This is a genomic window from Mesorhizobium sp. B2-6-1 (assembly GCF_006440475.1).
Taxonomy (GTDB): domain Bacteria; phylum Pseudomonadota; class Alphaproteobacteria; order Rhizobiales; family Rhizobiaceae; genus Mesorhizobium.
The window spans coordinates 235931-258394 of sequence record NZ_VFUH01000003.1 but is presented as its reverse complement, the minus strand read 5'-3'; the positions used below and the strand labels follow the sequence as shown (position 1 = coordinate 258394).

Annotated in this window: 20 protein-coding genes and 1 pseudogene; 9 read left to right on the top strand and 12 right to left on the bottom strand. The window is 64.0% G+C overall.

The features are described 5' to 3' along the window. The first annotated feature begins 327 nt into the window (after positions 1–327). A complete protein-coding gene (locus FJ443_RS08910) occupies positions 328–2535 on the top strand; it encodes a cation:proton antiporter (protein WP_246681207.1) in 2208 nt (735 codons plus the stop codon). A 9-nt stretch (positions 2536–2544) separates the two neighbouring features. On the opposite strand, the gene FJ443_RS31110 is transcribed toward FJ443_RS08910, so the two are convergent. Further along, positions 2545–2688, bottom strand: a complete 144-nt coding sequence (locus tag FJ443_RS31110) for a hypothetical protein (RefSeq protein WP_181170906.1) — start codon at positions 2686–2688, stop codon at positions 2545–2547. 202 nt (positions 2689–2890) lie between these two features. After that, positions 2891–3724, bottom strand: coding sequence for a methyltransferase domain-containing protein (locus FJ443_RS08905; protein WP_246681206.1), 834 nt, complete (start codon positions 3722–3724; stop codon positions 2891–2893). 400 nt (positions 3725–4124) lie between these two features. On the opposite strand from FJ443_RS08905, the pseudogene FJ443_RS08900 reads away from it, so the two are divergent. Then, positions 4125–4555: pseudogene (locus tag FJ443_RS08900) on the top strand (DOPA 4,5-dioxygenase family protein). Positions 4556–4839: 284 nt separating this feature from the next. Beyond that, complete coding sequence (locus FJ443_RS08895; protein ID WP_140663554.1) at positions 4840–6021, top strand: Shedu immune nuclease family protein; 1182 nt, start codon at positions 4840–4842, stop codon at positions 6019–6021. A gap of 81 nt (positions 6022–6102) precedes the next feature. Here FJ443_RS08895 and FJ443_RS08890 read toward each other — a convergent pair whose 3' ends face one another. The 6 genes from FJ443_RS08890 to FJ443_RS08865 form a co-directional block, all read right to left on the bottom strand. Beyond that, positions 6103–6984, bottom strand: a complete 882-nt coding sequence (locus FJ443_RS08890; RefSeq protein WP_140663552.1) for a hypothetical protein — start codon at positions 6982–6984, stop codon at positions 6103–6105. Then, positions 6981–8519, bottom strand: coding sequence for an AAA family ATPase (locus tag FJ443_RS08885; protein WP_140663550.1), 1539 nt, complete (start codon positions 8517–8519; stop codon positions 6981–6983). Before FJ443_RS08885 ends, FJ443_RS08890 begins: the two co-directional genes overlap by 4 nt. 241 nt (positions 8520–8760) lie before the next feature. Continuing rightward, the gene (locus FJ443_RS08880) at positions 8761–9006 is read right to left on the bottom strand and encodes a MoaD/ThiS family protein (RefSeq protein ID WP_140663548.1); all 246 of its coding nucleotides are present in this window, start codon (positions 9004–9006) and stop codon (positions 8761–8763) included. Then, positions 9006–11270, bottom strand: coding sequence for a xanthine dehydrogenase family protein molybdopterin-binding subunit (locus FJ443_RS08875; RefSeq protein WP_140663546.1), 2265 nt, complete (start codon positions 11268–11270; stop codon positions 9006–9008). Before FJ443_RS08875 ends, FJ443_RS08880 begins: the two co-directional genes overlap by 1 nt. 2 nt (positions 11271–11272) lie before the next feature. Further along, the gene (locus FJ443_RS08870; protein ID WP_140499230.1) at positions 11273–11749 is read right to left on the bottom strand and encodes a (2Fe-2S)-binding protein; all 477 of its coding nucleotides are present in this window, start codon (positions 11747–11749) and stop codon (positions 11273–11275) included. Continuing rightward, positions 11749–12609, bottom strand: a complete 861-nt coding sequence (locus tag FJ443_RS08865; RefSeq protein WP_140499232.1) for a xanthine dehydrogenase family protein subunit M — start codon at positions 12607–12609, stop codon at positions 11749–11751. The genes FJ443_RS08870 and FJ443_RS08865 overlap by 1 nt, the downstream gene beginning before the upstream one ends. A 248-nt stretch (positions 12610–12857) precedes the next feature. Between FJ443_RS08865 and FJ443_RS08860 the strand changes: the two genes are divergently transcribed. Then, entirely contained in the window at positions 12858–13301 is a 444-nt protein-coding gene (locus FJ443_RS08860; RefSeq protein ID WP_140663544.1) for an SRPBCC family protein, read from the top strand. A gap of 98 nt (positions 13302–13399) precedes the next feature. Beyond that, a complete protein-coding gene (locus FJ443_RS08855; protein ID WP_140663542.1) occupies positions 13400–14548 on the top strand; it encodes an amidohydrolase in 1149 nt (382 codons plus the stop codon). 65 nt (positions 14549–14613) lie between these two features. Here FJ443_RS08855 and FJ443_RS08850 read toward each other — a convergent pair whose 3' ends face one another. Beyond that, positions 14614–14835, bottom strand: a complete 222-nt coding sequence (locus tag FJ443_RS08850) for a hypothetical protein (RefSeq protein ID WP_140663540.1) — start codon at positions 14833–14835, stop codon at positions 14614–14616. A 343-nt stretch (positions 14836–15178) separates the two neighbouring features. Between FJ443_RS08850 and FJ443_RS08845 the strand changes: the two genes are divergently transcribed. Both FJ443_RS08845 and FJ443_RS08840 read left to right on the top strand, forming a co-directional pair. After that, the gene (locus FJ443_RS08845) at positions 15179–17206 is read left to right on the top strand and encodes an amidase (RefSeq protein ID WP_140663538.1); all 2028 of its coding nucleotides are present in this window, start codon (positions 15179–15181) and stop codon (positions 17204–17206) included. A 67-nt stretch (positions 17207–17273) separates the two neighbouring features. After that, positions 17274–17693, top strand: coding sequence for a VOC family protein (locus FJ443_RS08840; protein ID WP_140499242.1), 420 nt, complete (start codon positions 17274–17276; stop codon positions 17691–17693). Positions 17694–17716: 23 nt separating this feature from the next. Here the strand turns inward: FJ443_RS08840 and FJ443_RS08835 are convergent, their stop codons facing one another. Then, a complete protein-coding gene (locus FJ443_RS08835; protein ID WP_140663535.1) occupies positions 17717–18364 on the bottom strand; it encodes a ThuA domain-containing protein in 648 nt (215 codons plus the stop codon). 52 nt (positions 18365–18416) lie between these two features. Then, a complete protein-coding gene (locus FJ443_RS08830; RefSeq protein WP_140517317.1) occupies positions 18417–19439 on the bottom strand; it encodes an LLM class flavin-dependent oxidoreductase in 1023 nt (340 codons plus the stop codon). Between the two features lie 122 nt (positions 19440–19561). Between FJ443_RS08830 and FJ443_RS08825 the strand changes: the two genes are divergently transcribed. After that, positions 19562–20659 (top strand): CaiB/BaiF CoA-transferase family protein, encoded by a 1098-nt coding sequence (locus tag FJ443_RS08825; RefSeq protein WP_140663533.1) that lies wholly within the window; start codon positions 19562–19564, stop codon positions 20657–20659. Positions 20660–20822: 163 nt separating this feature from the next. After that, a complete protein-coding gene (locus FJ443_RS08820; RefSeq protein WP_140663531.1) occupies positions 20823–22049 on the top strand; it encodes an FAD-dependent oxidoreductase in 1227 nt (408 codons plus the stop codon). A 25-nt stretch (positions 22050–22074) separates the two neighbouring features. Here the strand turns inward: FJ443_RS08820 and FJ443_RS08815 are convergent, their stop codons facing one another. After that, positions 22075–22350, bottom strand: a complete 276-nt coding sequence (locus FJ443_RS08815) for a hypothetical protein (protein WP_140517323.1) — start codon at positions 22348–22350, stop codon at positions 22075–22077. Positions 22351–22464: the final 114 nt, after the last annotated feature.

Genomic DNA, 22464 nt, shown 5'->3' with positions numbered 1-22464 from the left:
TACCGTCTGGATCCTGTATTTTTCCCATGTCGGCGCTGCCCTCATCCGTCTGCCGGCACCTCCTCCCCGTATAGCGACGGGGAGAAGAGCGCTGTCTCCTATGTCGGCACTTACCCAGACAGATTGGCCCGAACAGATTGGCCCGACCTGCCGCAACCTTGCGCGGCATTGCACGTTTATGCGCAGCGGACTTGATCCGCGTTGAGGGGTTGGATGACTAGGCACTGGCCGCAAACGAGATTTCTTCCTGCCATTCTCATCCCTTCCGCCGTCCTTGCCTTAGCAGGCCCGGCCTGGGCAGCCCAGGCAAGCAGCCACGCCGCGGGCATGGGCGGCTCGGCGGAGGGCGTTTTCGTCGCCGAGATCGTGCTTCTGCTTCTGGTCGGGCGCGGCCTGGGCGAAATCTTCCAGCGCTACGGCCAGCCGGCGATCATGGGCCAGCTGATCGGCGGCATCCTGCTCGGGCCTTCGCTGTTCGGCTGGCTCTGGCCCGGCGCGCAGCAGCTGATCTTCTCGACCGACCCCGCGCAGAAGAGCATGATCGAGGCGGTCTCCCAGCTCGGCGTCCTGCTGCTCCTGCTGCTCACCGGCATGGAGACGGACCTGCGCCTGGTGCGCCGGGTGGGCGCGGCGTGTTTTTCGATCTCGGTCACCGGCGTCGTTGTGCCCTTTGCCTGCGGTTTCGCGCTGGCGCAGTTCCTGCCAGACACGCTGCTGCCCGACCCCGGCGAGCGCGTTGTCGCCGGGCTTTTCCTCGGCACGGCCCTGTCGATCTCCTCGGTCAAGATCGTCGCCATGGTGGTGCGCGAGATGAACTTCATGCGCCGCAATCTCGGCCAGGTCATCATCTCCTCGGCCATCATCGAGGACACGATCGGCTGGCTGATCATCGCCGTCACCTTCGGCATCGCCACCAATGGCAGCCTCCAAATCGTGCCGCTGGTGGTAACGGTGGCCGAAGTGGCGCTGTTCATGGTGTTCTCCTTCACCATCGGGCGCCGGCTGGTGTTCACGCTGATCCGCTGGAGCAACGACTCCTTCCGCAGCGAATACGCCGTCATATCGGTCATCCTGATCATCATGGGCGTGATGGCGTTGATCACCAACCTGATCGGCGTCCATACCGTGCTCGGCGCCTTCGTCGCCGGCATATTGGTCGGCGAATCGCCGATCCTGTCCAGCCACATCGAGAGCCAGTTGCGCGGCGTCATCACGGCGCTCTTCATGCCGATCTTCTTCGGCATGGCCGGGCTTTCGGCCGACCTCACCGTACTCGCCGACCCGACGCTGGCGCTGCTGACGCTGGCGCTGGTGCTCATCGCCAGCATCGGCAAGTTCGGCGGCGCCTTCATCGGCGGCCGCTTCGCCGGCATGACGCTGAAGGAGGCGACCGCCGTCGGCAGCGCCATGAACGCGCGCGGCTCGACCGAGGTCATCGTCGCCTCGATCGGCCTGTCGATGAACATCCTCTCCCACAACCTGTTCACCATGATCGTCACCATGGCGGTCATCACCACGCTCGCCATGCCGCCGATGCTGCGCTGGGCGCTCGGCCGGCTGCCCGTCGAAGATGCCGAGAAGCAGCGCGTCGACCGCGAGCTGCTCGACGAGCGCGGCTTCGTCTCCAAGCTGGAGCGGCTGCTGCTGCTGGTCGACGACAGCCCGGTCGGCAAGTTCACCGCCTATCTCGCCGGCCTGGTCGGCGGCGGCAGCGGCATGCCGACCACGCTTCTCCACCTCAAGGACGGCAGGCTTGCCGGCCCGGCCCGCGACAAGGGCCCGGAGCGTGCCTTGAAGGAGGTCAAGAAGGGCGCCGCCAGAAGCGCCAAAGCGGTCAGCAAGGCCGAGGACACGCCGGTCGAGAAGGTGCATCTCACCGCCCGCAGCGAACGCGAGGCGACAGCACGGACGATCGCCGAGGAGGCGCGCAAGGGCTATGGCCTGCTGCTGGTCGGGCTCGAGGCCATGTTGACCGAGAAGGGATCGTTCACCGAAGCGCTGAACGACATGACCAGCGGCTTCGACGGTCCGCTCTGCCTGGTGCTGAATGGTGCCGGCGCCGGGGGCAAGATGCCGGTGCTGCGCGCGGGCACCACCATCCTGGTGCCCGTCAACGGCACGGAAGTGTCGCGCCGCGCCGCCGATTTCGCCCTGGCGCTGGCAAGGCCGCACCGGGCGCGGGTCAAGGTGCTCTATGTCTCGCAGGCGCGCAAAGGCGCCCGGCAAGGCACCGTTTCGCATCGTCGCGAGGAGGCGGTGCTCAAGGACGTCGTCGACCTCGCCGACCGCTACGGCGTCGCCGTCGACACCGCCATCCGCGCCCGCGCTACCCCCGACAAGGCGATCGCCAGGGAAGTGGCCAAGGGGGCGGCGATGGTGGTGATGGGCGTCACGCAGCGGCCGGGCGAGGAACTGTTCTTCGGCGACACCGCCATGGCGGTGCTGGCCGCCGTCCCCTGCCCGGTCGTGCTCGTGGCAAGCGACCGCATCCGCGCCGAAGCAAGGCCCGAAGCCGCGGCCGAAACCGGTGCCTGATGGCCGAGCCTATAGGCCGAAGAACTGCCTGCCGATCACATAGCCCAGCGCCACCACGGCCAGCGGAAACAAGGCCGGCGCGACCTTGCCGAGGGCCGAGCCTTGCGGCTCCTTTGGCGGCACATAGCGTGCATTGCCGAGATTCTTGGTCATTGCGTACCCCCGCGCGAACCAGTTCATTAGCAGATGCTCATTAACAGCACGGCCGAATTAACGGTTCGCGAAGAAATTCGCTCGAAAGCCGGCCATTTGAGTGGAGAGCTGGCGAATGCGGCTTGGCTCAGCCTCGTTCTCTGAACCGGTTTTGCCTGCGGCTCGCGCACCCGCCCGCGGCTTCCGCCGTCGTGGCGGAGCGCTATGTCCGGCAAACCGCCATGACGAAGAACTCGCGGTAGCAGAAGTCCGGATCGTCGAGCAGGCGATCCGGCCGCTGCTTCAGCTCCCGCCAATAGGCCTGGTCGGCATCAGGCAGGGCATAGCTCGGCGCGACGCTTGCAAAATAGGCCAGCAGGTCGGCAACATAGTCGCGCGTGAAGCGAGGCGCGGGCGCCCAGCGCTCGACCAGCCAGCCCTTGCGGCTGACGACCTCCAGGCCAGCCTGGCGCAGGCGCGCCGGAAGGGTCGAACCGCAATCGGTGCCGAGCACGCCCCGCTCGCGAAATCCCTGGAGCCTGGCCGCCATGAAGCGCGCCAGCAGCGCCCGGTCCATGGGCAGGATCTGCAAGATGGTCGAATCGAAGTCCTTGACCGCCAAGATGCCGCCCGGCTTCAAAACGCGCCTGGCCTCGCCGACGGCAAGCTCGAACTCGGCCGGCGTCAGATACTGCATGACATTGCCGGACCAGACGCAATCGAACGATGCGTCGGCGAAGGGCAGCGACAGGATGCTGCCGACATGCGTGGCCATTTCCGGCGGCTCGGACAGCGTGCCCGCGAGCGCCTCGACCCGGGCGATGTTTTCGGGCGCGAGGTCGAGCGCGGCGATGAAGCCGGAGGGGCCGACGGCGCTGGCGATGAGCGGCAGGAAGCCGCCGCTGCCGCAACCGGCATCGAGCACGCGCCAGCCCGGGCGGATGCCGGCATCGAGCAAGGCCGCCTCATATTCGGGGCGCGACGATTCGAAATGAAGGTCGAGCCAACCGGCCGCGCTCGCTTCATGGCCGGTGGACGTTTCGTTCCTGGCAGACAATTGATGACCCCCCTATTGGCGGCACGGATAGAAGCGCACCGAGCGGCCTCACGCAATGCCCACGAAGCTAAGTGGGACCAACGCTGGTGATTGCCCCTGTCATTTGAAGGCTGGATGAACAGAATTCGGCGCAAGCCGGCCGCAGGACGTTAATTGCGCCTACCCAAAAGCAGACATCTGAATGCGGCATCGCGTTGTAGGCGCTACAAGCGATCCGCAGTCTGGACCGGCAACTCGCACGGCCTGAGCATCCACCGCCATGCGGCGCACCCATGGCTAAGTCGGTCGAGCCGGGCCATGTCATAGCCTGCTGGAAACGCGCCGACTGATCACGGCTACAGACAAGATCTTCGTGCTTCGGCTAGAGTTTCGCCAGGCATCAGGCGAAGGGAGTATCGGGATGGACAGAGCCAGTTCAACGCCGGCCGGGCAGCCCAGGCCGCTCGCCGAGATCGCCAGCTACCACGCCCACATCTACTATGACGGGGAGGCCGAGCGGCAGCACGCCGAATGGCTGCGCCAGCGCATCGGCGAACGCTTCCGCGTGCGCCTCGGCAACTGGCGCGACGAACCGGTCGGCCCGCATCAGCAGGCCATGTACCAAATCTCCTTCGCCACCGAGATCTTCGCCACGCTGGTTCCCTGGCTGATGCTGAACCACGGCGGCCTGAGCATCCTCGTCCACCCCAACACCACCAACCCCAAACGCGACCACCTGGTCGACCCAATCTGGATCGGGCGGCCGCTTGCGGTGAAGGGTGAGGTGCTTGGCGAGGAAGATGAGGGGAGGAGGCGCTGGAGGTGAATACGGAGCCGACGTTGAGAGCGTAGCAGGTCAAATCCTGAACGGCTGCTTTGCGCCGCATGTCGGTCATCCACTATCCACGGCCAGCTCCTGAAAGCTGCCGCTTTATGCCCACACCAGCTTCACAATGTCGCTTGCGTTCAGTAGCAAGTCCGTTGGACCAGTCCCACGGGGTTTGAACGCGGAAGTCGGCGAGCCCTGGCACTGGGAAATTGGGTAAGGCACCCGGTCTGTGGATTACGCCCCAACAAAGACACACGTGAAGTAAAACGCGTATATTGTTGCACAACGCGGCGCCAACGGGACGGCAATGTCAGACAGCGACGAGTTTTACTTTTGGAGCCGGGTTCCTAACCGAACCTACTATTCCAAACGAATTGACACCATCTTCGGACGGCCGGTCGTGCCGCGCCGCTTCTTCCATCGCATAATCGAAGGCAAAGGAGGCGTCATCGCCATGAAGTTCGGCAAGGAAATAGTCCTCCAAGAGCCTCCGAGTGGCCGGTACCAGATGAAGGCTACGGTGTATGAAAACCCGCAGCGGGTGACGTGCCTCACCTTGCAGAAATGGAACGCCAAGGGCGGTCCGAACAAGGACGTTGCCATCTCCCTCTACGGAAGCGAAATCCAGGACCTGCTGCAATTCATCACTTCCGCCGAAACGATGATTTTCACGGACGATCTGAAGAACAAGATACCCGATCGGACGCTGGTCCAAAGCACGTTCGACAAAAAGCAGATTGCCAAGGTGTTACTTGAGGATCCCGCCCTCCTCAACGCGGTGCTCGAAACAGACGTTCAGGCCCAGGACATCTTTGGGTTGGCCCGACGTAAACGCGAGCTTGCTCACTTCAGAAAGATGTTGGACGACCCCGGTCTGCGCGCAGCCGAGGCCGAGAAGCATGGTGGCCCAGAACTGGCGTGGCAAGCTTTCTTCGAACGCAACACCTGGATATTCGGGTACGGTCTCTCGTACGTGGCTTTGGCTAGCCTGCACGGACGTGCGCTAAGGGCCAAGGTCGCCGGGTACAACATTACCGGTCGTGGCAAGGAAGTGGATGGCCTAATGAAGACCGTCGCGGCCATCAACTCTCTCTGCTTCGTAGAAATCAAAACGTCGGAGACGGACCTAGTCAGGGCCTACAGGCCTGGCGTGTCCGCTCCCAGCGCAGAACTTGCCGGTGCGGTGTCGCAGATACAGGTCACAGTGCAGAGGGCGTTGGAGGAGCTAACGGAGGTCTATCGTCCTGCCCATCCAGAAACCGGCGATCCCACGGGAGAGACTCTGTTTCAGTTCCAACCGCGATCCTTCCTTATCATCGGCAACCTTGGGGAGTTCCAAGCCTCCAACGGAACCAACAAAGATAAGTTCAGGTCGTTTGAGCTGTTCCGGCGCTCCCTCCGGTGGCCGGAGGTCATGACATTCGACGAGGTCTACGCGCGGGCGAAGTTCATCGTGGATGATGCGGAGCCGGAGAACAAACAGGCTTAGGACATCATGTCCTTAGATTTTCCTTAGATTTAGAGGCGCCCATAGCACGAAGCTTGTGCAGCAATGGCGCGCGACAACAGCTCAGTCGAGATGCCAGCAGGGGTCATTAAAATCGGCATGGCAAAACCAGGGTGTGTTAGCAAGCGCAGCGTAAAGCGTACGATTCCAACCATTGAGATCGAAGCCGGCACTTCCTGCGCTCTCGAGCAGGTACTCACTGAAATCGGCGTTAGTCAGTCGCTTCAGGCTGTTGCTCCTCAGGCCCACAACTCGTGCAGTTTCGGCACCGGACTGCAGTGCGAAACGGTAGGCTAGGCCATAGGTCACGAAGTGCTGGTGAGCGCGCTGCCGGTCAAGTAGGCCCCAATTGGCGGGCGGAGAGCAGGAGAAGGTGACCACGATCGGGTCTGTGCGCGACGCCCTGGCGTAGATCCAGCGGTCCGTGAAGAACTTGTCGTCGTCGAGGTAAGGATGGAGCGTCTGCTCGCAAAGCTGAGTGCCAATGCTGGTGCCCTTCCCGGTGTTGCAATCCCGGCAGCATGGCACCAGGTTGGCCGGCGACACCGAATAGATCGGGAAATTAGCCTTTGGCAGGTAGTGATCGAGGGTGTGCACTTGCCCAAGTCCGCCGCAAAAAGGGCAAAGCCCTCCTGGAGTCAACAGCAGGTCGTCGTATATCTTCCTGGGCGTGCCGGAAGCGCCCACCATATACTCCGAATAGAGAGCCATGAGGTTCTTCTTCGTAAGGGTGCCCGCGATGATCCTATCAGGGTTCCCCCTTAATACCCGGGGCAAGTTTACCCACGACGTCGTAGCCGTGGCGGCAGTGAAGTCCAGCGCCGCCTGAGCCATATGGGCTCGGTTCGCTGCATACGCTTGACGGACCGCGACATCCGGGATGGCTGCCACGCAGGTGTCGAAGACAACCACAGGATCATAGGCTGGAGCGGCGATCTTCCTCAAGCTTGACGAACCCTGCCGTCGCGATCGGCAATCATTGCTCGGAGGATGCCGCGAGCCTCCATCCCAAGCTGGTCGTTATACTCCGCCACAATCGCGTCATACGTTTCGCCCTGGGCGACATCCTCGGTGAGTAGTCGGTGAAAACCGGACTTCACCACTTCGAGGCCGAAGACCTCGCGCGTGAGGACGCCAACGTTCTCGCCAAACGTCTCGACCGTCGGGGGATCCGCCCGCATCGACAATTGCGAACGAGTAATCACCCAAGCGCAGGACCTTGGCACCTCCTGCAAGACCACCGGGGAATGAGTGGCGATGATCGCGACGCCGTTGCGGTTGTGCAGCAACTGGCTCAAAGCCCGAGTGAACGCCGCTAGCAATGGCGGATGCAAATGGCTCTCCGGTTCGTCCAACAGGATAAGGCTTTTCTCCTCGACTTTAGCCACAAGCCTCGAGATGGTCATGAGCACGATTGCATGCCCGGAGCTCATGTTCTTGACCAGCAGGCCAGCCCTTTCCTTGAGGGCTTCGCCGGACAGCTCGACCAGAGCCTTGAGGTTCATCCTGGCGAAGTTCTCGTCGGACTCAAGCGTAGCTATGGCCTCTGTCCAGCGAGCTCGCTTGCCCCGATCGGAGAAGCACTCCGTCAAGCTCGTCACGCATTCCTGCCGCATGGTGGTGAGCGATTTGAATAACGTTCCCGATGCGTCCTCTATGTCCTTCAGGCCCACGTAGTAGTAGCAGGTGCCGCGTTCCGGATCGGACTGCTCCTGCGGCGGCGTGAAGGGATCGAAGGCGCTGAAGGCCACAGAGATGAGGCTGCTGAAATAGGAGCGCTGGATCTCGGTCCTGCCGAACATTGAGACGCCGTAGAACCGTGCAGCTGTGCTAGCAGGCGTCATGATCGACGCGGTCATTTCATTCAGAAGCGTAGTCTTCCCCACGCCGTTCCGGCCGATCAGAGCATGGACATTGGTGCTCGGCTTGGAGCCGGCAATCACCTTGAAGACGAGATCAATGCCGGCCACCTCTTCCGACTGCGGCCTGTTAAAGCCGAAGTCGAAATCGTCGAGCGGTGCCCCGCCATTAAGGACGCGGCGGAACTGGCCTTCGATGGTGGGCGTGCTGATCGACCGCAGAAGCGACACCCGGAAGACCTCCTCTCCCGAGGCTCGTCCGAAGTTGCTCTGAGCGATCACGACATCCCGAAGCCCATCGAGCACGGCGTCGCGAAGACCCGGAGATACGCTCTGCCCCAGAACGCGGTAGTAGCTCTCGTCCTGGCCGACGGAGAAGTAAGTGTCAGGCAGTTCGTCAAACGTGCGGTCCAGGGTCGAGTACGTGCTAATGCTGGTGGTCTGACCGACAAAGCCGATCTTAACATTGCCCAGTTCGAAACTGGTGCCCTGTTCGTCGAACAGCAGCACGTCGAACATAGTGATGAACGAATAGTCGTTCCAATGGTCGATCCTGAGAAAGACCGCGTTCTGACCGCTCTTGGGGAAGGTATCCGATCGCGGAATGACAGTGAAAATCAAAGCAGAAGCTCTCCTAGACTGGAGGCATTTAACCAGCGCCAAGATTCAATGCAACTGTGGGAGATTGCATTAACGGCTGAAACAAGGAGCGCATTGAGGTCCATCGTTAGCTCGTCGATGTCTCGTGATGAGGTCGGTGGTTTCTTGAAAGACAGCAATTCCTTGGTCCGCTCCAAGAGCGGGCAGTCTGCTGGCGGCCCCCAGCAAGACGTTCGGACCTTGAGGCCAAAGCGGTGCCCGCTTACCCCCCAGCCAATCTCGGCAGCAAAAAAATCTCCGCGTCCTCCGGCAGCTTCTTCGACCACGTATCCCTGTAGATCGTCCCGTCGATCGCCACCGCGATTCCTCGGTCAATCAGCGGTTCAAGCCCGGGATACTGTTCAGCCAGTTTCCTGAACAGCTCCCTTATGTCCTTGGCCTCGATCTCGACCTTGCTCTTGCCCCCGGCGGCGGTGCCCAGCGCCCCCCAGAGCGTCACTTCGACCATTAGCCTTCCCGTTCCGCCTCGATCGCCGCCAGGATGCGCGGGGGCGACATCGGGATGTGGGTCATGCGCACGCCGGCGGCGTTCGACACCGCGTTGGCGATTGCCGCCAGCGGCGGCACGATCGAGGTCTCGCCGACGCCGCGCACGCCATAAGGGTGGTTGGGGTTGGGGATTTCCAGGATCTGCGTGTCGATCATCGGCAGGTCGGAACAGACCGGGATGCGGTAGTCGAGGAAGCCGGCGTTCTGCAGCCGCCCGTCCTTGCCGTAAATATACTCCTCGTTGAGCGCCCAGCCGATGCCTTGCGCGGCACCGCCCTGGTACTGGCCCTCGACATAGGTCGGGTGCACCGCCTTACCGGCATCCTGCACCACCGTGTAGCGGATCACCCTGGTCGAGCCGGTCTCGGGATCGACCTCGATGTCGCAGATATGGGTGGCGAAAGAGACGCCGGCGCCGTCCGCGACGAGCTCGCTATGGCCGGCGATCGGCCCGCCGGTCTTGCCGGATTGCGCCGCGATCTCCTTCAGCGACAGCTTGCCGAGATTGCCGTGCTTCTCGCCCTTGGCCACCGCATGGCCCTGTTCCCAGACCACGTCGTCGACGGAAATGTCCCACATCTGCGCGGCGCGCTCCCGCAACACCTTGATGGCGTTGCGGGCAGCCGAGATGGTCGCCATGGAGGAGGAGAAGGTGCCGCGACTGCCGTCGGTCATGTCGTTGTAGCCGAGGCTGGACGTGTCGGCGACGACGGCCTTGACCTGCGAATAATCGATGCCCAGCTCCTCCGCCGCCACCAGCGACAGCGACGCGCGGGAACCGCCGACATCGACCGTGCCGACGGCAAGCGAGACCGAACCGTCCATGCCGATGTTGAGGTCGGTACAGGTCTGGCCGCCGAAATTGAACCAGAAGCCGCAGGCCATGCCCCTGCCCTGGTTCTTACCAAGCGGCGCCTTCATGTGCGCATGGTTCTTCACCGCCTCCAGCGTCGGGCCGATGCCGATGGGGCCATAGACCGGGCCGTAGGACGATCGCGTGCCTTCCTGCGCCGCGTTCCTGATGCGGAAGTCGACCGGGTCCATGCCGATCTCCTTGGCGAGCTCGTCGACGGCGCTTTCCACCGCGAAGGCCGCCATCGGCGCCGACGGCGCGCGGTAGGCCGCGGTCTTCGGCCGGTTGACCAGCACTTCGAAGCCGACGGTCTTGACGTTCTCCAGCCGGTAACAGGCAAACGCCGTCATGGCGCCGATCTCGGCCCAGGTGCCGGCATAGGGGCCGCTTGTGTAGCGCAGCGTCGCTTCCGCCGCGGTGATCGTGCCGTCCTTGCGGGCGCCGATCTTGACGTCGATCGAGGTGGCGCTGGTCGGGCCCGAGGCGCGGAACACCTCGTCGCGGGTCATCACCAGCTTCACCGGGCGGCCGGCCTTGCGCGACAGGGCCAGCGCCACCGGCTCGGCCCAGACATGGGTCTTGCCGCCGAAGCCGCCGCCGATCTCCGAGGAGGTGACGCGCAGCTTCGAGGCTTCCATGCCCAGCAGTTGGGCGCAATGCTGGCGGTAGACGAAATGGCCTTGAGTGCAGACCCACAGGTCCGCCGTGCCGTCGGAGCTGACATTGGCCACGCAGGCATGCGGCTCGATATAGCCCTGGTGCGTCTGCTCGGTCTTGAAGGAGCGCTCGACGATGAAGTCGGCCTGGCCAAAGCCCTGATGCACGTCGCCATGGCCGAACTGGCTGCGCTTGGTGACGTTGGACGGCTTGACCGGCTTTTCCTCCAGCCCCTCGGTGAAGATGGCGTCGTTGATCAGCGGGGCGTGGTGCTGCATCGCCTCGTCGACATCGGTGACATGCGGCAGCACCTCGTAGTCGACCTCGATCAGCTTCAGCGCCTGCCTGGCGGTGCGGGCGTCGATCGCGGCGACAGCGGCCACCGCATGGCCGTCATAGAGCGCCTTGGTGCGCGCCATGCAATTGTCGAGGATGTCGTACATGGCGGCATCGCCATCGGTGAGGTCGGGCAGGTCGGCCGCGGTGATCACCGCCTTCACGCCGGCGAGCTTTTCCGCCTTCGAAGTGTCGATCTTCCTGATTTTGGCGTGCGCGTGCGGGCTGCGCAGCACACGCCCGACCAGCTGGCCGGCCATGTTGAAGTCGGCACCGTAGCGGGCGCGGCCGGTCACCTTGTCGACGCCGTCGGGACGGATGGGACGCGTGCCGACCGAAGCGAAATTGCGATTGGAAAAACGCGGATCGAAATTCATCGTCAGGCTCCCTTCATCACGCTTGCCGCGTCCTGGACGGCGCGCACGATCTTGTCATAGCCGGTGCAGCGGCAGAGATTCCCGGCGAGGCCGAAGCGGATCTCCTCCTCGGTCGGGTCGGGGTTCTTGGCCAGAAGATCCTTCGCCGCGATCAGGAAGCCCGGCGTACAGACGCCGCATTGCAGCGCGGCGTGCTCCAGGAATTTCTGCTGGAGCGGATGCAACCGCTCGCCATGCGCCATGCCCTCGACGGTCTCCACGCGGCGCCCTTGCGCCTCCGCGCCCAGCACCAGGCACGAGCACACCAGCCGGTCGTCGAGGATGACGCTGCAGGCGCCGCAGTCGCCGGTGCCGCAGCCTTCCTTGGCGCCGGTCAGCCCGAGCCGGTCGCGCAGCACGTCGAGCAGCGTCTCGTCGGGCTGGCAGAGATATTCGACGCTGTCGCCGTTGATTGTGGTTGAAACTGCTACACCGGCCATCACTTGCCTCCTGCACGCTTGTAGGCTGACGTGGCTGCCCGCCTGGCCAGCACGCCTGCGACTTTCCGTCTGAACTCGATCGTGCCCCGCTTGTCGTCGATGGGCCGGCAGGCCCCGGAGCAGACCTTGGCGAGCCGCTCGAGCGCGGCTTCGTCCAGCGTCCTGCCGATGAGGGCCTCGGCGGCCTCCTGCACCAGAAGCACCGTGGGCGCGGCGGCGCCCAGCGCCACGCGGGCCGCCTTGACGACACCTTGCTCGTCGAGCGTCAGGTTCACGCCGGCGCTGACCACCGCGATATCCATCTCGGTGCGGGGAATGAATCTGAGATACGCGTCGCCCGAGCGCGGCGCTTGGCTGTCGAGCAGGATCGCCTCGATGATCTCGCCCTTGGCGAGCGACGTCTTGCCCGGTCCGGTCGGCACCGCCTCCACGGCAATGGTGCGCCGGCCCGCGGGCCCGACGATCACCGCCCTGGCGCCGGCCGCCACCAGCGCCGGCACGCTGTCGGCCGCCGGCGAGGCGTTGCACAGATTGCCAACGATGGTGCAGCGTCCCTGCACCTGCTTCGAGCCGATCAGCTTGGCCGCCTCGACGACGCCGGGCCAGGCCTTCTTCAGGGCCGCGTTCTCTCCCAGCACCGCGCAGGGCACCGCCGCACCGATGCTGAAGCCGTCGGCCGTTTCCCTGATTTCGCTCAAGGCCGCGATCGCCTTGATGTCGACGATCAGTTCGGGTTCGATGAAGCCGCCCTTCATCCTCACCAGCAGGTCGCTGCCTCCGGCGAGAATGGCCGCCGTTCCGGCCGATCCGGCCAAGTGGCCAACGGCATCTTCGATTGAAAGTGGACGTATGTAGCGCATCGTCTCCCCTTGGTCACAGCGATTTCAGCGACCGTTATAAACAGTCTCCTCATAATGGCTATCCGGTTCGTCATTTTCGACGATTGGGCCAGCCGCCGCAAAATCGAGTCCCAAAGCGGGCTGAACTGGCGTAGGCCAGTCGCGCAGGCCGCGGCCGAGGCTCTGAAAAAATTCCAGGAGCCGGTGTCGGACTGGCCGGGCCCCGCTCGTCCTTGGGGCATCGAACAGGCATTATGAAAGGATATGATATGCCCGGCACCGTACGTTTGCACCGTGTTCTCACCACCAGCCCGGAAAAAGTCTATCGCGCCTTCGTCGAGGCCGACGCGCTGGCGAAGTGGCTGCCGCCGAACGGCTTCACCTGCACGGTTCATCACTTCGAGGGCAAGGTGGGCGGCACGTTCAAGATGTCGTTCCGCAACTTCACCACCGGCGACAGCCATGCCTTCGGCGGCGAGTATCTCGAACTCGTTCCCGGTGAGCGCCTGCGCTACACCGACAGGTTCGACGACCCCAATCTGCCGGGCGAGATCCAGGTGACCGTCACCCTGAAAAAAGTGTCTGTCGGCACCGACATCGACATCACCCAGGCCGGCATTCCCGATGTCATCCCGGTCGAGGCCTGCTATCTCGGCTGGCAGGAGTCGCTGCGGAACCTGGCAAAGCTCGTCGAGCCCGAGATAAATCAATAGGCCAGACGGTGGCGGTTTCAGCCATTTGCCGCTAGCTATCCTTCCGACGCGCCCGGTCGATCGGGCGCGTCGTGAGCGATACAGCGGAGGCCAAAATCATGACTCTCACCAACCGGGACATCGTCGAGCTGACCGAATGGCGGCGCAAGTTGCACCAGCAGCCGGAAATTTCGAACGAGGAGGAAAAGACGGCGAAAGCCGTCGTCGACTTCCTCGCCGATACGGGTCCCGACAAGGTGCTGACCGGATTGGGCGGGCATGGTGTCGCGGCCGTCTACGACAGCGGCAAAAACGGACCAACCGTCCTGTTTCGTTCGGAACTCGACGCGCTGCCCATCGAGGAACTGTCAGGCGTGCCGCATGCCTCGCGCGTGCCGGGCAAGTCGCATATGTGCGGCCATGACGGACACACCGCGATCCTGGCGGCGCTCGGACGCCAGCTCGGGCGCGAGCGGCCTGCAAGCGGTCGCGTCGTGCTGATGTTCCAGCCGGCGGAAGAAACCGGCAATGGCGCCGCCGGTGTCGTCGCCGACCCCCGTTTCGGCGAGATCGCGCCCGATTTCGCCTTTTCGCTGCACAATCTGCCCGGCGTGCCGTTCGGCGAGGTGCGGCTCAAGCCCGGCGTGGTCAACTGCGCCTCGCGCGGCATGCGCATCGTGCTGGAGGGCAAGACCGCGCATTCCTCCATGCCCGAGACCGGAATTTCGCCGATGCCGGCGATCAGCGCGTTGATGCCTGCCCTGCCCGCGCTCGGGCACGGAACGTTCGCCGACGACGATTTCGGCATGGTCACCGTCACCCATGCCGAGATGGGCGAAGCCGTGTTCGGCATCGCGCCCGCCCACGCCGAGGTCTGGGCGACGCTGCGCACCAGGCGCGACGAGCGCATGGCGGATCTGTGCGCCGCCGCGGAAGTGCTGGTCACGAAGATCGCGGGCCAGCATCGCCTGTCCGCAAGCTGGGACTACCACGAGATCTTCGTCGCCAGCGTCAACGCGCCGGACGCAGTGGAGCATCTGCAACGCGCCCTCGACGAAGAGGGCGTCGCGCACACGCAAGAAGCCCTGCCGATGCGCGCCTCGGAGGATTTCGGCTTGTTCGGCCACAGCGCGACGTCGGCCATGTTCTTCCTCGGCGCCGGCGAGCGCCACCCTGCCCTGCACAATCCCGACTATGATTTCCCCGACGACTTGATCCCGATCGGGTCGAAGATCTTCATGCGCACGGCGCGCAACTTGCTGGGGTGAAATAGGCCGGATGGCCGATCGGGGCGAGCCGGCACGCCACGCCCGGGCTGTGGTGGCATGGCTCGCTAAACGTCGAGAACGACCGTCATTCCACGGACCTCGGCCATCTCGAGCAGCAGGTCCTGCAGGCTGTCCTCGGTCACCGTCTCGCCGGTTCGCTCCAGCAATTCCTCGATGCTTTCCTTCATTGAAAGGGCGGCAACCCCGGTTTTTTCGGAGAGCAGCCGCCCTATGGCAGCGCGGATCAGGGCATTCTGGTCCCCCCTTTCATGCTGGAGCGGCGGCATGAGTTTTCTTCAATGCATGCTTCTGCCGCAACTTCTGCGAGCTTCAGCTTAAGCTTGCAAGTCGCCTTGAGGGACGGATATTCACTATTTGGCGAATAGTTGCCCAAGGACGACACCAGAGGCGCAACTCCTCGTTGCCGGATCCGGACCTCGCCATTCCAGAGGGCACCTGACGCGCCGTCTCTATTAGAGGTTGCATCGGTCAGCCGCTTTTTGCCAACCGGGATATGCAATCGCGGCACCGCGCCCGACCCGCCAGGACCACCGTCAATCGCGATTGGCCCTTGCCGAAGCCGGCGGCCTCGCTCATCCATGCCTGGAAACGACCGCCAGGGGCTAGAAGATGACGGATGCCAGCTTTCACATCGTCGAAGCGACGATCGAACAGTTGCGGAGCGCGCTTGAGGAGGGCCTTGTCACCAGCGTCGAACTTGTCGGTGCTTATCTCAGGCGCATCGCGCATTTCGACCGGCACGGCATCAGCCTCGATGCGGTGCCGGTTCTCAATCCTGATATGTTCGAGGACGCCGCGGCTTCGGACCGGCGCCGCAGCCAGGGCAAGACGCTCGGCCCGCTCGATGGCATTCCCTACACCGCCAAGGACAGCTACAAGGTGTCTGGCTTGACTGTTGCCGCCGGCTCTCCGGCCTTCGAGCATCTTATCGCCAACGAGGACGCCTTCACCGTCGCCCGGCTGCGCGCCGGCGGCGCGGTGCTGATCGGCCTCACCAACATGCCGCCCATGGCCAATGGCGGCATGCAGCGCGGCGTCTATGGCCGCGCCGAAAGCCCTTACAATGCCGATTACCTGACCGCCGCCTTCGCGTCCGGCTCCTCGAACGGCTCTGGCACCGCTACGGCGGCGAGCTTCTGCGCCTTCGGGCTTGGGGAGGAGACCTGGTCGTCCGGCCGTGCGCCGGCCACCAATAACGCGCTGGTAGCCTACACGCCGTCGCGCGGTGTCATTTCGGTGCGCGGCAACTGGCCCCTGGTGCCGACCATGGATGTCGTCGTGCCGCACACGCGCAGCGTGCCCGACATGCTCGAATTGCTGGATGTGATCGTCGCCGACGATCCCGAGACGCGGGGCGATTTCTGGCGCGCGCAGCCCTGGATCGCGCTGCCGAAGAGTTCCGAAATCCGACCGCCGCGCTATACCGATCTGGCGCTAGCGGGGTCGCTGAAAGGCATGCGGCTTGGCGTACCCAGAATGTATATCGGCCGCGACAGCGGCGCCGACCGGCGGATCGAAACCCGCGCCTCCGTGCTTGATCTCTGGGAGCAAGCGGCGGCGGACCTGAGACGGCTTGGAGCCGAGGTGATGGAGGTCGATTTTCCTGTCGTCTCCAACTACGAGCGCGATCGCCCCGGCGCGCGCACCATGGTCGACCGCGCTCTGGTGCCGCCGGACTTCGCCGATCGCGAGATCTGGGACCTCTGCATCTCAGCCTGGGATGATTTTTTGCGCGCGAACGATGATCTGAACATTCCCGATCTCGTTTCGGTCGACGGCCCGAAAATCTTTCCGCAGCCACCGGGCACGCTGCCCGACCGTTATGAAGGCGGTTTCGACTTGGCACAGTATGTCGAGCGCGCGAAATCAGGCGTCACGCCGTTCCGGGCCATTCCGACGATGGAGGACGGGCTGAAAGGGCTGGAAGCGACGCGGCGGCTCGATTTCGAGGACTGGCTGGACGCGAACAGGCTTGATGCCGTCGTGCTGCCTGCCGTCGCCGATGTCGGGCCCGCCGATGCCGACATCACTGAGGCCTCCGCGGCGCTTGCCTGGTGCAACGGCACCTGGGTCGCCAACGGCAATCTGGTGTGGCGGCATTTCGGCATCCCGACCGTTACCGTGCCGATGGGCACCATGGCCGACATCGGCATGCCGGTCGGCCTGACCTTCGCCGGCAAGGCCTATGACGATGAAAGGCTGTTGCGCATGGCCGGCGATTACGAGCGCTCCACGCGGCGCCGCACACGCCCGCCGCGCACGCCCGAACTGGCCGATGACGTGTTTTCGCGCCGGCCCACTCAAGCCGGCAATGGCGAGGCGCCCGCGCTCGCAATCAAGCTTGCGGCCGAGACGCGCGACAGCGGCGATCAGGACGAGATCGTCATCACGCTCGACCTCCCCGTCGACGCAACCGAGACGGAGCACGCTTGCATCAAGGTGCATGTCAACGGAGAGGCCGTAGCGATGCGGCGAGCCGGCGCGCGTTTGACCGGCCGGGCGTTTGTCCCGGCCGCGGAGCATCAACGGATCCACAGCGTCTGGCGCGGCCCCTACGGCTCGATCGTCACGGCGGTGATGCGGCTGCGGGATGGACGCAGCGCGGGCGCCTATGTGGTCACCGGCGGGATTGAATGACGATGAGCCCACGCGGGCCAATTTCGCGCCGGGCTATGTGAACCTGCGAAATTATGAGGAGCCAGCCATGATCAAGGTCAAACAACTCGCCCATGTCTGCATCTTCGCCAATGATCTGGACGAGACACGGCGCTTCTACGAGGATGTCCTGGGCATTGATATCCAGTTCAATTTCCTGCGCGACGGAAAGATTTTCGGTTTCTACCTTAATTGCGGCGGCCGCAGCCATATCGAGGTTTTTCACAAAGAGGGTGCGCGGTTCAGCGAGACGAACCAGATCAACCATTTCTGCCTGGAGGTGGAGGATATCGACGCCGCGATCACGCATATCGCGTCCAGGGGCGTGGAGGTCACCGCGAAAAAACTCGCCTGCGACGACACCTATCAGGCTTGGCTGCGCGACCCCGACGGCGTGAAGATCGAACTGTTCGAATACACCGGCAAGAGCGCGCAATTCACAGGCGGCGATCGCGTCGCCGATTGGTAGGCTGTCGCGGTTTCAGTGGGCAGCTACCCCCGCGCGGCCCAGAGCAAACCACGCTCGACGATGACAGCCATTTCCGGCATCGCGAACTCATCCGCCGTGTGTCCGAGCGAACTGTAGAAGACCTTGCCTGCGCCATATCTTCGCTTCCAGACAACCGGCATGTCGACGCCGCCGATGCCCGGGAAATGCTCGTCGGTGAAGGTGGTCGTCGCCAGCACCTCGTTGCTCGGGTCGACATGCATGTAGTACTGCTCCGACCGGTAGGCGAAGTCGCTAATGCCTCTCGTGATCGGATCGTCCGGTTTGGTGATGACCACGCGATAGTCGATGATGTCGCCGGGATGCGCGACCCATTGGCCGCCGGTCATGAACTGATAGTCCGGCTCGTTGCGGAAACTGTCGCCCATCGTGCCGTGGAAACCGCCGAGTCCCGTTCCCTGTCGAACCGCGCGCATCAGATTCTGCAGCTCGGACTTTTCGATCTTCGACATGGTGATGACGGGCACGATGAGATCGAATGAGTTCAGCTCCGGATCGGCAAACATCCCCGTGCCCTCGCCGAGCGTGACCGTGTATCCATTGCGCTCCAGCATGTCGCGCACCACAGTGGCGCTGCGCTGGGGCGTATGGCCTTCCCACCCACCCCAGGCAATCAAGGCCTTCTTTGCCATGCAGTGAACCTCCTGAACTGTCCGCAGCAGCGATGGTTACACGGCTCGGCTGTCAGCGCCAACCCAGCGCCGGCGCGACATGGGTCAGGATCGCCTCGATGACATGGGCGTTGTAGTCGACGCCGAGTTGGTTGGGCACGGTGAGCAGCAGCGTGTCGGCCTCGGCGATCGCCTCGTCCTCGGCCAACTCCTTGATCAGCACGTCCGGTTCGGCGGCATAGCTGCGCCCGAAGATTGCCCGCGTGTTCTCCTCGATGAAGCCGATCTGGTCGCGGCCCTCATTGCCGCGCCCGAAATAGGCGCGGTCCCGGTCGTCGACCAGCGCGAAAATGCTGCGGCTGACCGAGACGCGCGGTTCGCGTTCATGGCCGGCCGCCTTCCAGGCCTCGCGATAGATCCGGATCTGCTCGGCCTGCTGGATATGGAAGGGCTTGCCGCTTTCGTCGAATTTGAGGGTCGAGCTCTGCAAATTCATGCCCAGCTTCGCCGCCCACTCCGAAGTGGCGTTGGTGGCGGCACCCCACCAGATGCGCTCGCGCAGGCCCTCCGAATGCGGTTCGAGCCGCAACAGCCCGGGGGGATTGGGGAACATCGGCCGCGGATTGGGCTGGGCGAAGCCCTCGCCGCGCAGCGTGTCGAGGAAGACCTCGGCGTGATGCCGCGCCATGTCGGCGTCGCTTTTGCCTTCCTGCGGCGCGTAGCCGAAATAGCGCCAGCCATCGATCACCTGTTCGGGCGAGCCCCGGCTGATGCCGAGCTGCAGGCGCCCGCCTGCGATGATGTCGGCGGCACCCGCGTCCTCCGCCATGTAGAGCGGATTCTCGTAGCGCATGTCGATGACCGCCGTGCCGATCTCGATGTGGCTGGTCTTGGCGCCGACCGCCGCCAGCAGCGGAAATGGCGAGGCGAGCTGTCGGGCAAAATGGTGGACGCGGAAATACGCGCCGTCAGCGCCGAGTTGCTCGGCCGCGACGGCGAGATCAATGGATTGCAACAGCGCGTCCGACGCCGAGCGCACCTGCGATTGCGACGAGGGCGTCCAGTGCCCGAATGACAGGAAACCGATTTTTTTCATGGCCCTGACGTATATACCGGCGACACGTGCTTCAATGCCAAAAGAGCAGGGTTACACACCGTCGCCCCTGCGTGACAGCAAAAGTGTGCCTTACCGAAAGTTTGAATGCCGTGGAGGGTGGGATGCTCAGGGGAATCCGCATCGTCGAGATCGAGGCGTTGGGGCCGGCGCCCTTTGCCGGCATGCTGCTCGCCGATCTCGGCGCCGACGTGATCGTCGTCCACCGCAAGCATGCATCCGTGCCGGGCCTTCCCGAGCGCTCGCTGCTCGATCGCGGCAAGCGCTCTATCGCGCTCGACCTCAGGGATGCCGAGGACGTTGCCGTGCTGATGCGCCTGATCGCCACCGCCGACGGCCTGATCGAGGGCTTCCGGCCGGGCGTGATGGAGCGTCTCGGGCTTGGTCCAGATGTGTGTCTGGCCGCCAACCCTCGCCTGGCCTATGGCCGCATGACCGGCTGGGGGCAGGAAGGCCCGCTCGCCCGCACCGCCGGCCACGACATGAACTATACCGGCGTGTCGGGCGCACTCTGGTATGCTTCCCTGCCGGGCGAGCCGCCAATGGCGCCGCCGACGCTGGTCGGCGACATAGGCGGCGGCGCGCTCTATCTGGTGATCGGCATGCTGGCCGCCATCATGAACGCCCGCGCCGGTGGTGAAGGCACGGTCGTCGACGCGGCGATCGTCGACGGCTCGGCCCATATGATGAACCTGTTGATGTCGCTCGCACCATCCGGCGGGCTTGCCGCCGAGCGTGGCCGGAGTCTTCTGGACGGACCGCATTGGTGCCGCGTCTACCGCACGTCTGATGGCGGCTTCATCAGCGTCCAGTGCGTCGAGCCGAAATTCTATGCGCTGTTCCTCGACAGGCTTGGTCTGGGCGGCGATCCGCAGTTCGCCGCTCAGTTCGACCGCGGCCTCTGGCCTGAGCTCGGCAGCCGGCTGGAAGCGATCTTTGCCGAAAAATCCCGAGACGAGTGGATGAAATTGTTCGAAGGAACGGATGCCTGCGTCGGGCCTGTGCTCAGCCCGCATGAGGCGGCGCTGCATCCGCACATGGCCGCACGCGGCTCCTGGTTGGTCGAGAATGGCGCCCTCCAAGCTGCCTCCGCCCCCCGTTTTTCCAAACGGACGGCAAAGGCACCGGCGAAAAGTCCGGCACGCGACGAACATGGTGCGGAGATTCGTGCCGAACTTGCGGATTCAGCCGCAAGTCGTTGAATAGGCTACCCGCCTTTGCTGAGGAAATCGCCGACTGGCCTGCGCCCGGCTCGGACCGAAGACGATATCGGGGCGGCACTTGCGGCAGTCGTGGGCGGCATACTTGAAAAGCATCTCGTATACGAGTATACGAGATGCTTTCATTGGGAGGAGGCTGCGCTCCATGTCCTTCAACTCGACTCGCGTCCAGACACCAATGGATGCCGTGGTCATCGGCGGCGGCATCGCCGGCTGCACGCTCGCCTATGAACTGGCCCGCCACGGTCTCAAGACGACGATCCTCGAGCAGAGCATGATCGCCGCCGAGTCCTCAGGACGAAACACCGGCACCTTGCTCACCGGCCCGCAGAAAGAGGTCGTCGAACTGCTGGACGCCAGCGTCGCGATCTATGCCGAGCTTGCCGACGGACCCGTTCCCTTCGAATTCGCCGCCATCGCACATCTGCTGATTTCCGAAGACGAGGCGAGTTTCGAGGCGACTGCCGCCGTGGCCGACCGCTACAGGGAAGCCGGCGTGGCGATGGAAAAGATCACGGGCAAGGAACTGGCGCGCGACCACCCGCGTGTCGGCTTCAACGTGGCAGGCGCCTATTCCGTCGGCCGTGCATGGACGCTGGAACCCATGGGCGCGACACATGCCTTCGCCCACGCCGCCCGTGAGGCCGGCGCGACGATCCGCACCGGCCTGCGCGTCGCCCAGATCTTCTCCAGGGGCGGCAAGGTCCAGGGTATCTTGACCGACCAGGGGATCGTTCCCGCCGATCTCATCTTCATCGCCAACGGATTGTGGATGTCGGACCTTCTGCGCCGCACCGTCGGCGACGGACCGCTGCCCGGCCTGCCCTTCACCGCCGGCCGCGGCTGGTTGATCCAGTTGGGAAAACTCGACTTCGAGCTGCCTTGGATCGTCGAGGAATTGACCTGGCCGGATCAGGAAGAGCTCGGCCGGCGCATGAGGCTCGACGGCCTTGCCGATGTCGCCGCGCAGCGCGACGACCAGCCGGCGGTGGAAGCCATCTGCCTCAACCCCATGGGCGGCGGCGATGCCAGGCTTGGCGCCTCCGTCCAGCCGGCCTTCCGCGATCTCGTCCGCAACACTGACATGGCGAGCCGGATCGCCAGCCGCACGCTGCGCATGCTGCCGGGCCTCGGCGCGCCGCAGGTCAGGAACGTCTATCCCGGCAACCGCCCGATGCTGTCCGATGGCTTGCCGGTCGCTGGCAGGACGGCCGTCGAGGGCCTGTTCGTGCATGGCGGCATGGGTTCCATCGGCATGCATGCCGCCCCCGCCACCGCGCGCTGGCTGGTTGACGCCGTGTTTTCCGGCAATGGCAGCCCAGCCCAGACATGGCTGCGGCCGGACCGCTTTCCCGGATGGGAAGCGTCATGAGCCTGCTTGCGGAGCGGTCGGCCCGCTATTTTCCGCAATGGTGATCGTTGATCTTGTTCAGCGCATTCGCATCCGGCCCCACCCGGTGGTAGGAACAGGCGCCGGCGGCCGTCGTGACAAGCTGCCGGTCATAGTAGCGCGGGCCGCCGAACAGTATGTCAATAATATCGCCGTCAGCGGGAACATAGCGTTCGGGTTCGCCCTGGTGGTGGCGGTGCCTGGCCCCGGCGGACGCCGAAGAGACGATGCCGCAGCCCATCACAAGGGCGAGAGCGCAGATCGCGAAGCGTTTCGTCGTCATCGACAACACCTTCCTAGCCAACCGGATTTCATCTTATATCCAAAAATCGCCGGATAAAGAAAAGTTCCTGAGAACGGGCGCCGGTTGATTTGCAGCCGGCGTGCATGAGCGGCA

What these genes read in the sequence shown, in the direction of transcription:
- FJ443_RS08830 (WP_140517317.1), bottom strand. Translation starts at nt 19,439, where the DNA reads ATGAAAAAAATCGGTTTCCTGTCATTCGGGCACTGGACGCCCTCGTCG.
- FJ443_RS31110 (WP_181170906.1), bottom strand. Translation starts at nt 2,688, where the DNA reads ATGACCAAGAATCTCGGCAATGCACGCTATGTGCCGCCAAAGGAGCCG.
- FJ443_RS08875 (WP_140663546.1), bottom strand. Translation starts at nt 11,270, where the DNA reads ATGAATTTCGATCCGCGTTTTTCCAATCGCAATTTCGCTTCGGTCGGC.
- FJ443_RS08820 (WP_140663531.1), top strand. Translation starts at nt 20,823, where the DNA reads ATGTCCTTCAACTCGACTCGCGTCCAGACACCAATGGATGCCGTGGTC.
- FJ443_RS08860 (WP_140663544.1), top strand. Translation starts at nt 12,858, where the DNA reads ATGCCCGGCACCGTACGTTTGCACCGTGTTCTCACCACCAGCCCGGAA.
- FJ443_RS08815 (WP_140517323.1), bottom strand. Translation starts at nt 22,350, where the DNA reads ATGACGACGAAACGCTTCGCGATCTGCGCTCTCGCCCTTGTGATGGGC.
- FJ443_RS08835 (WP_140663535.1), bottom strand. Translation starts at nt 18,364, where the DNA reads ATGGCAAAGAAGGCCTTGATTGCCTGGGGTGGGTGGGAAGGCCATACG.
- FJ443_RS08870 (WP_140499230.1), bottom strand. Translation starts at nt 11,749, where the DNA reads ATGGCCGGTGTAGCAGTTTCAACCACAATCAACGGCGACAGCGTCGAA.
- FJ443_RS08865 (WP_140499232.1), bottom strand. Translation starts at nt 12,609, where the DNA reads ATGCGCTACATACGTCCACTTTCAATCGAAGATGCCGTTGGCCACTTG.
- FJ443_RS08880 (WP_140663548.1), bottom strand. Translation starts at nt 9,006, where the DNA reads ATGGTCGAAGTGACGCTCTGGGGGGCGCTGGGCACCGCCGCCGGGGGC.
- FJ443_RS08895 (WP_140663554.1), top strand. Translation starts at nt 4,840, where the DNA reads ATGTCAGACAGCGACGAGTTTTACTTTTGGAGCCGGGTTCCTAACCGA.
- FJ443_RS08825 (WP_140663533.1), top strand. Translation starts at nt 19,562, where the DNA reads ATGCTCAGGGGAATCCGCATCGTCGAGATCGAGGCGTTGGGGCCGGCG.
- FJ443_RS08840 (WP_140499242.1), top strand. Translation starts at nt 17,274, where the DNA reads ATGATCAAGGTCAAACAACTCGCCCATGTCTGCATCTTCGCCAATGAT.
- FJ443_RS08855 (WP_140663542.1), top strand. Translation starts at nt 13,400, where the DNA reads ATGACTCTCACCAACCGGGACATCGTCGAGCTGACCGAATGGCGGCGC.
- FJ443_RS08910 (WP_246681207.1), top strand. Translation starts at nt 328, where the DNA reads ATGGGCGGCTCGGCGGAGGGCGTTTTCGTCGCCGAGATCGTGCTTCTG.
- FJ443_RS08850 (WP_140663540.1), bottom strand. Translation starts at nt 14,835, where the DNA reads ATGCCGCCGCTCCAGCATGAAAGGGGGGACCAGAATGCCCTGATCCGC.
- FJ443_RS08845 (WP_140663538.1), top strand. Translation starts at nt 15,179, where the DNA reads ATGACGGATGCCAGCTTTCACATCGTCGAAGCGACGATCGAACAGTTG.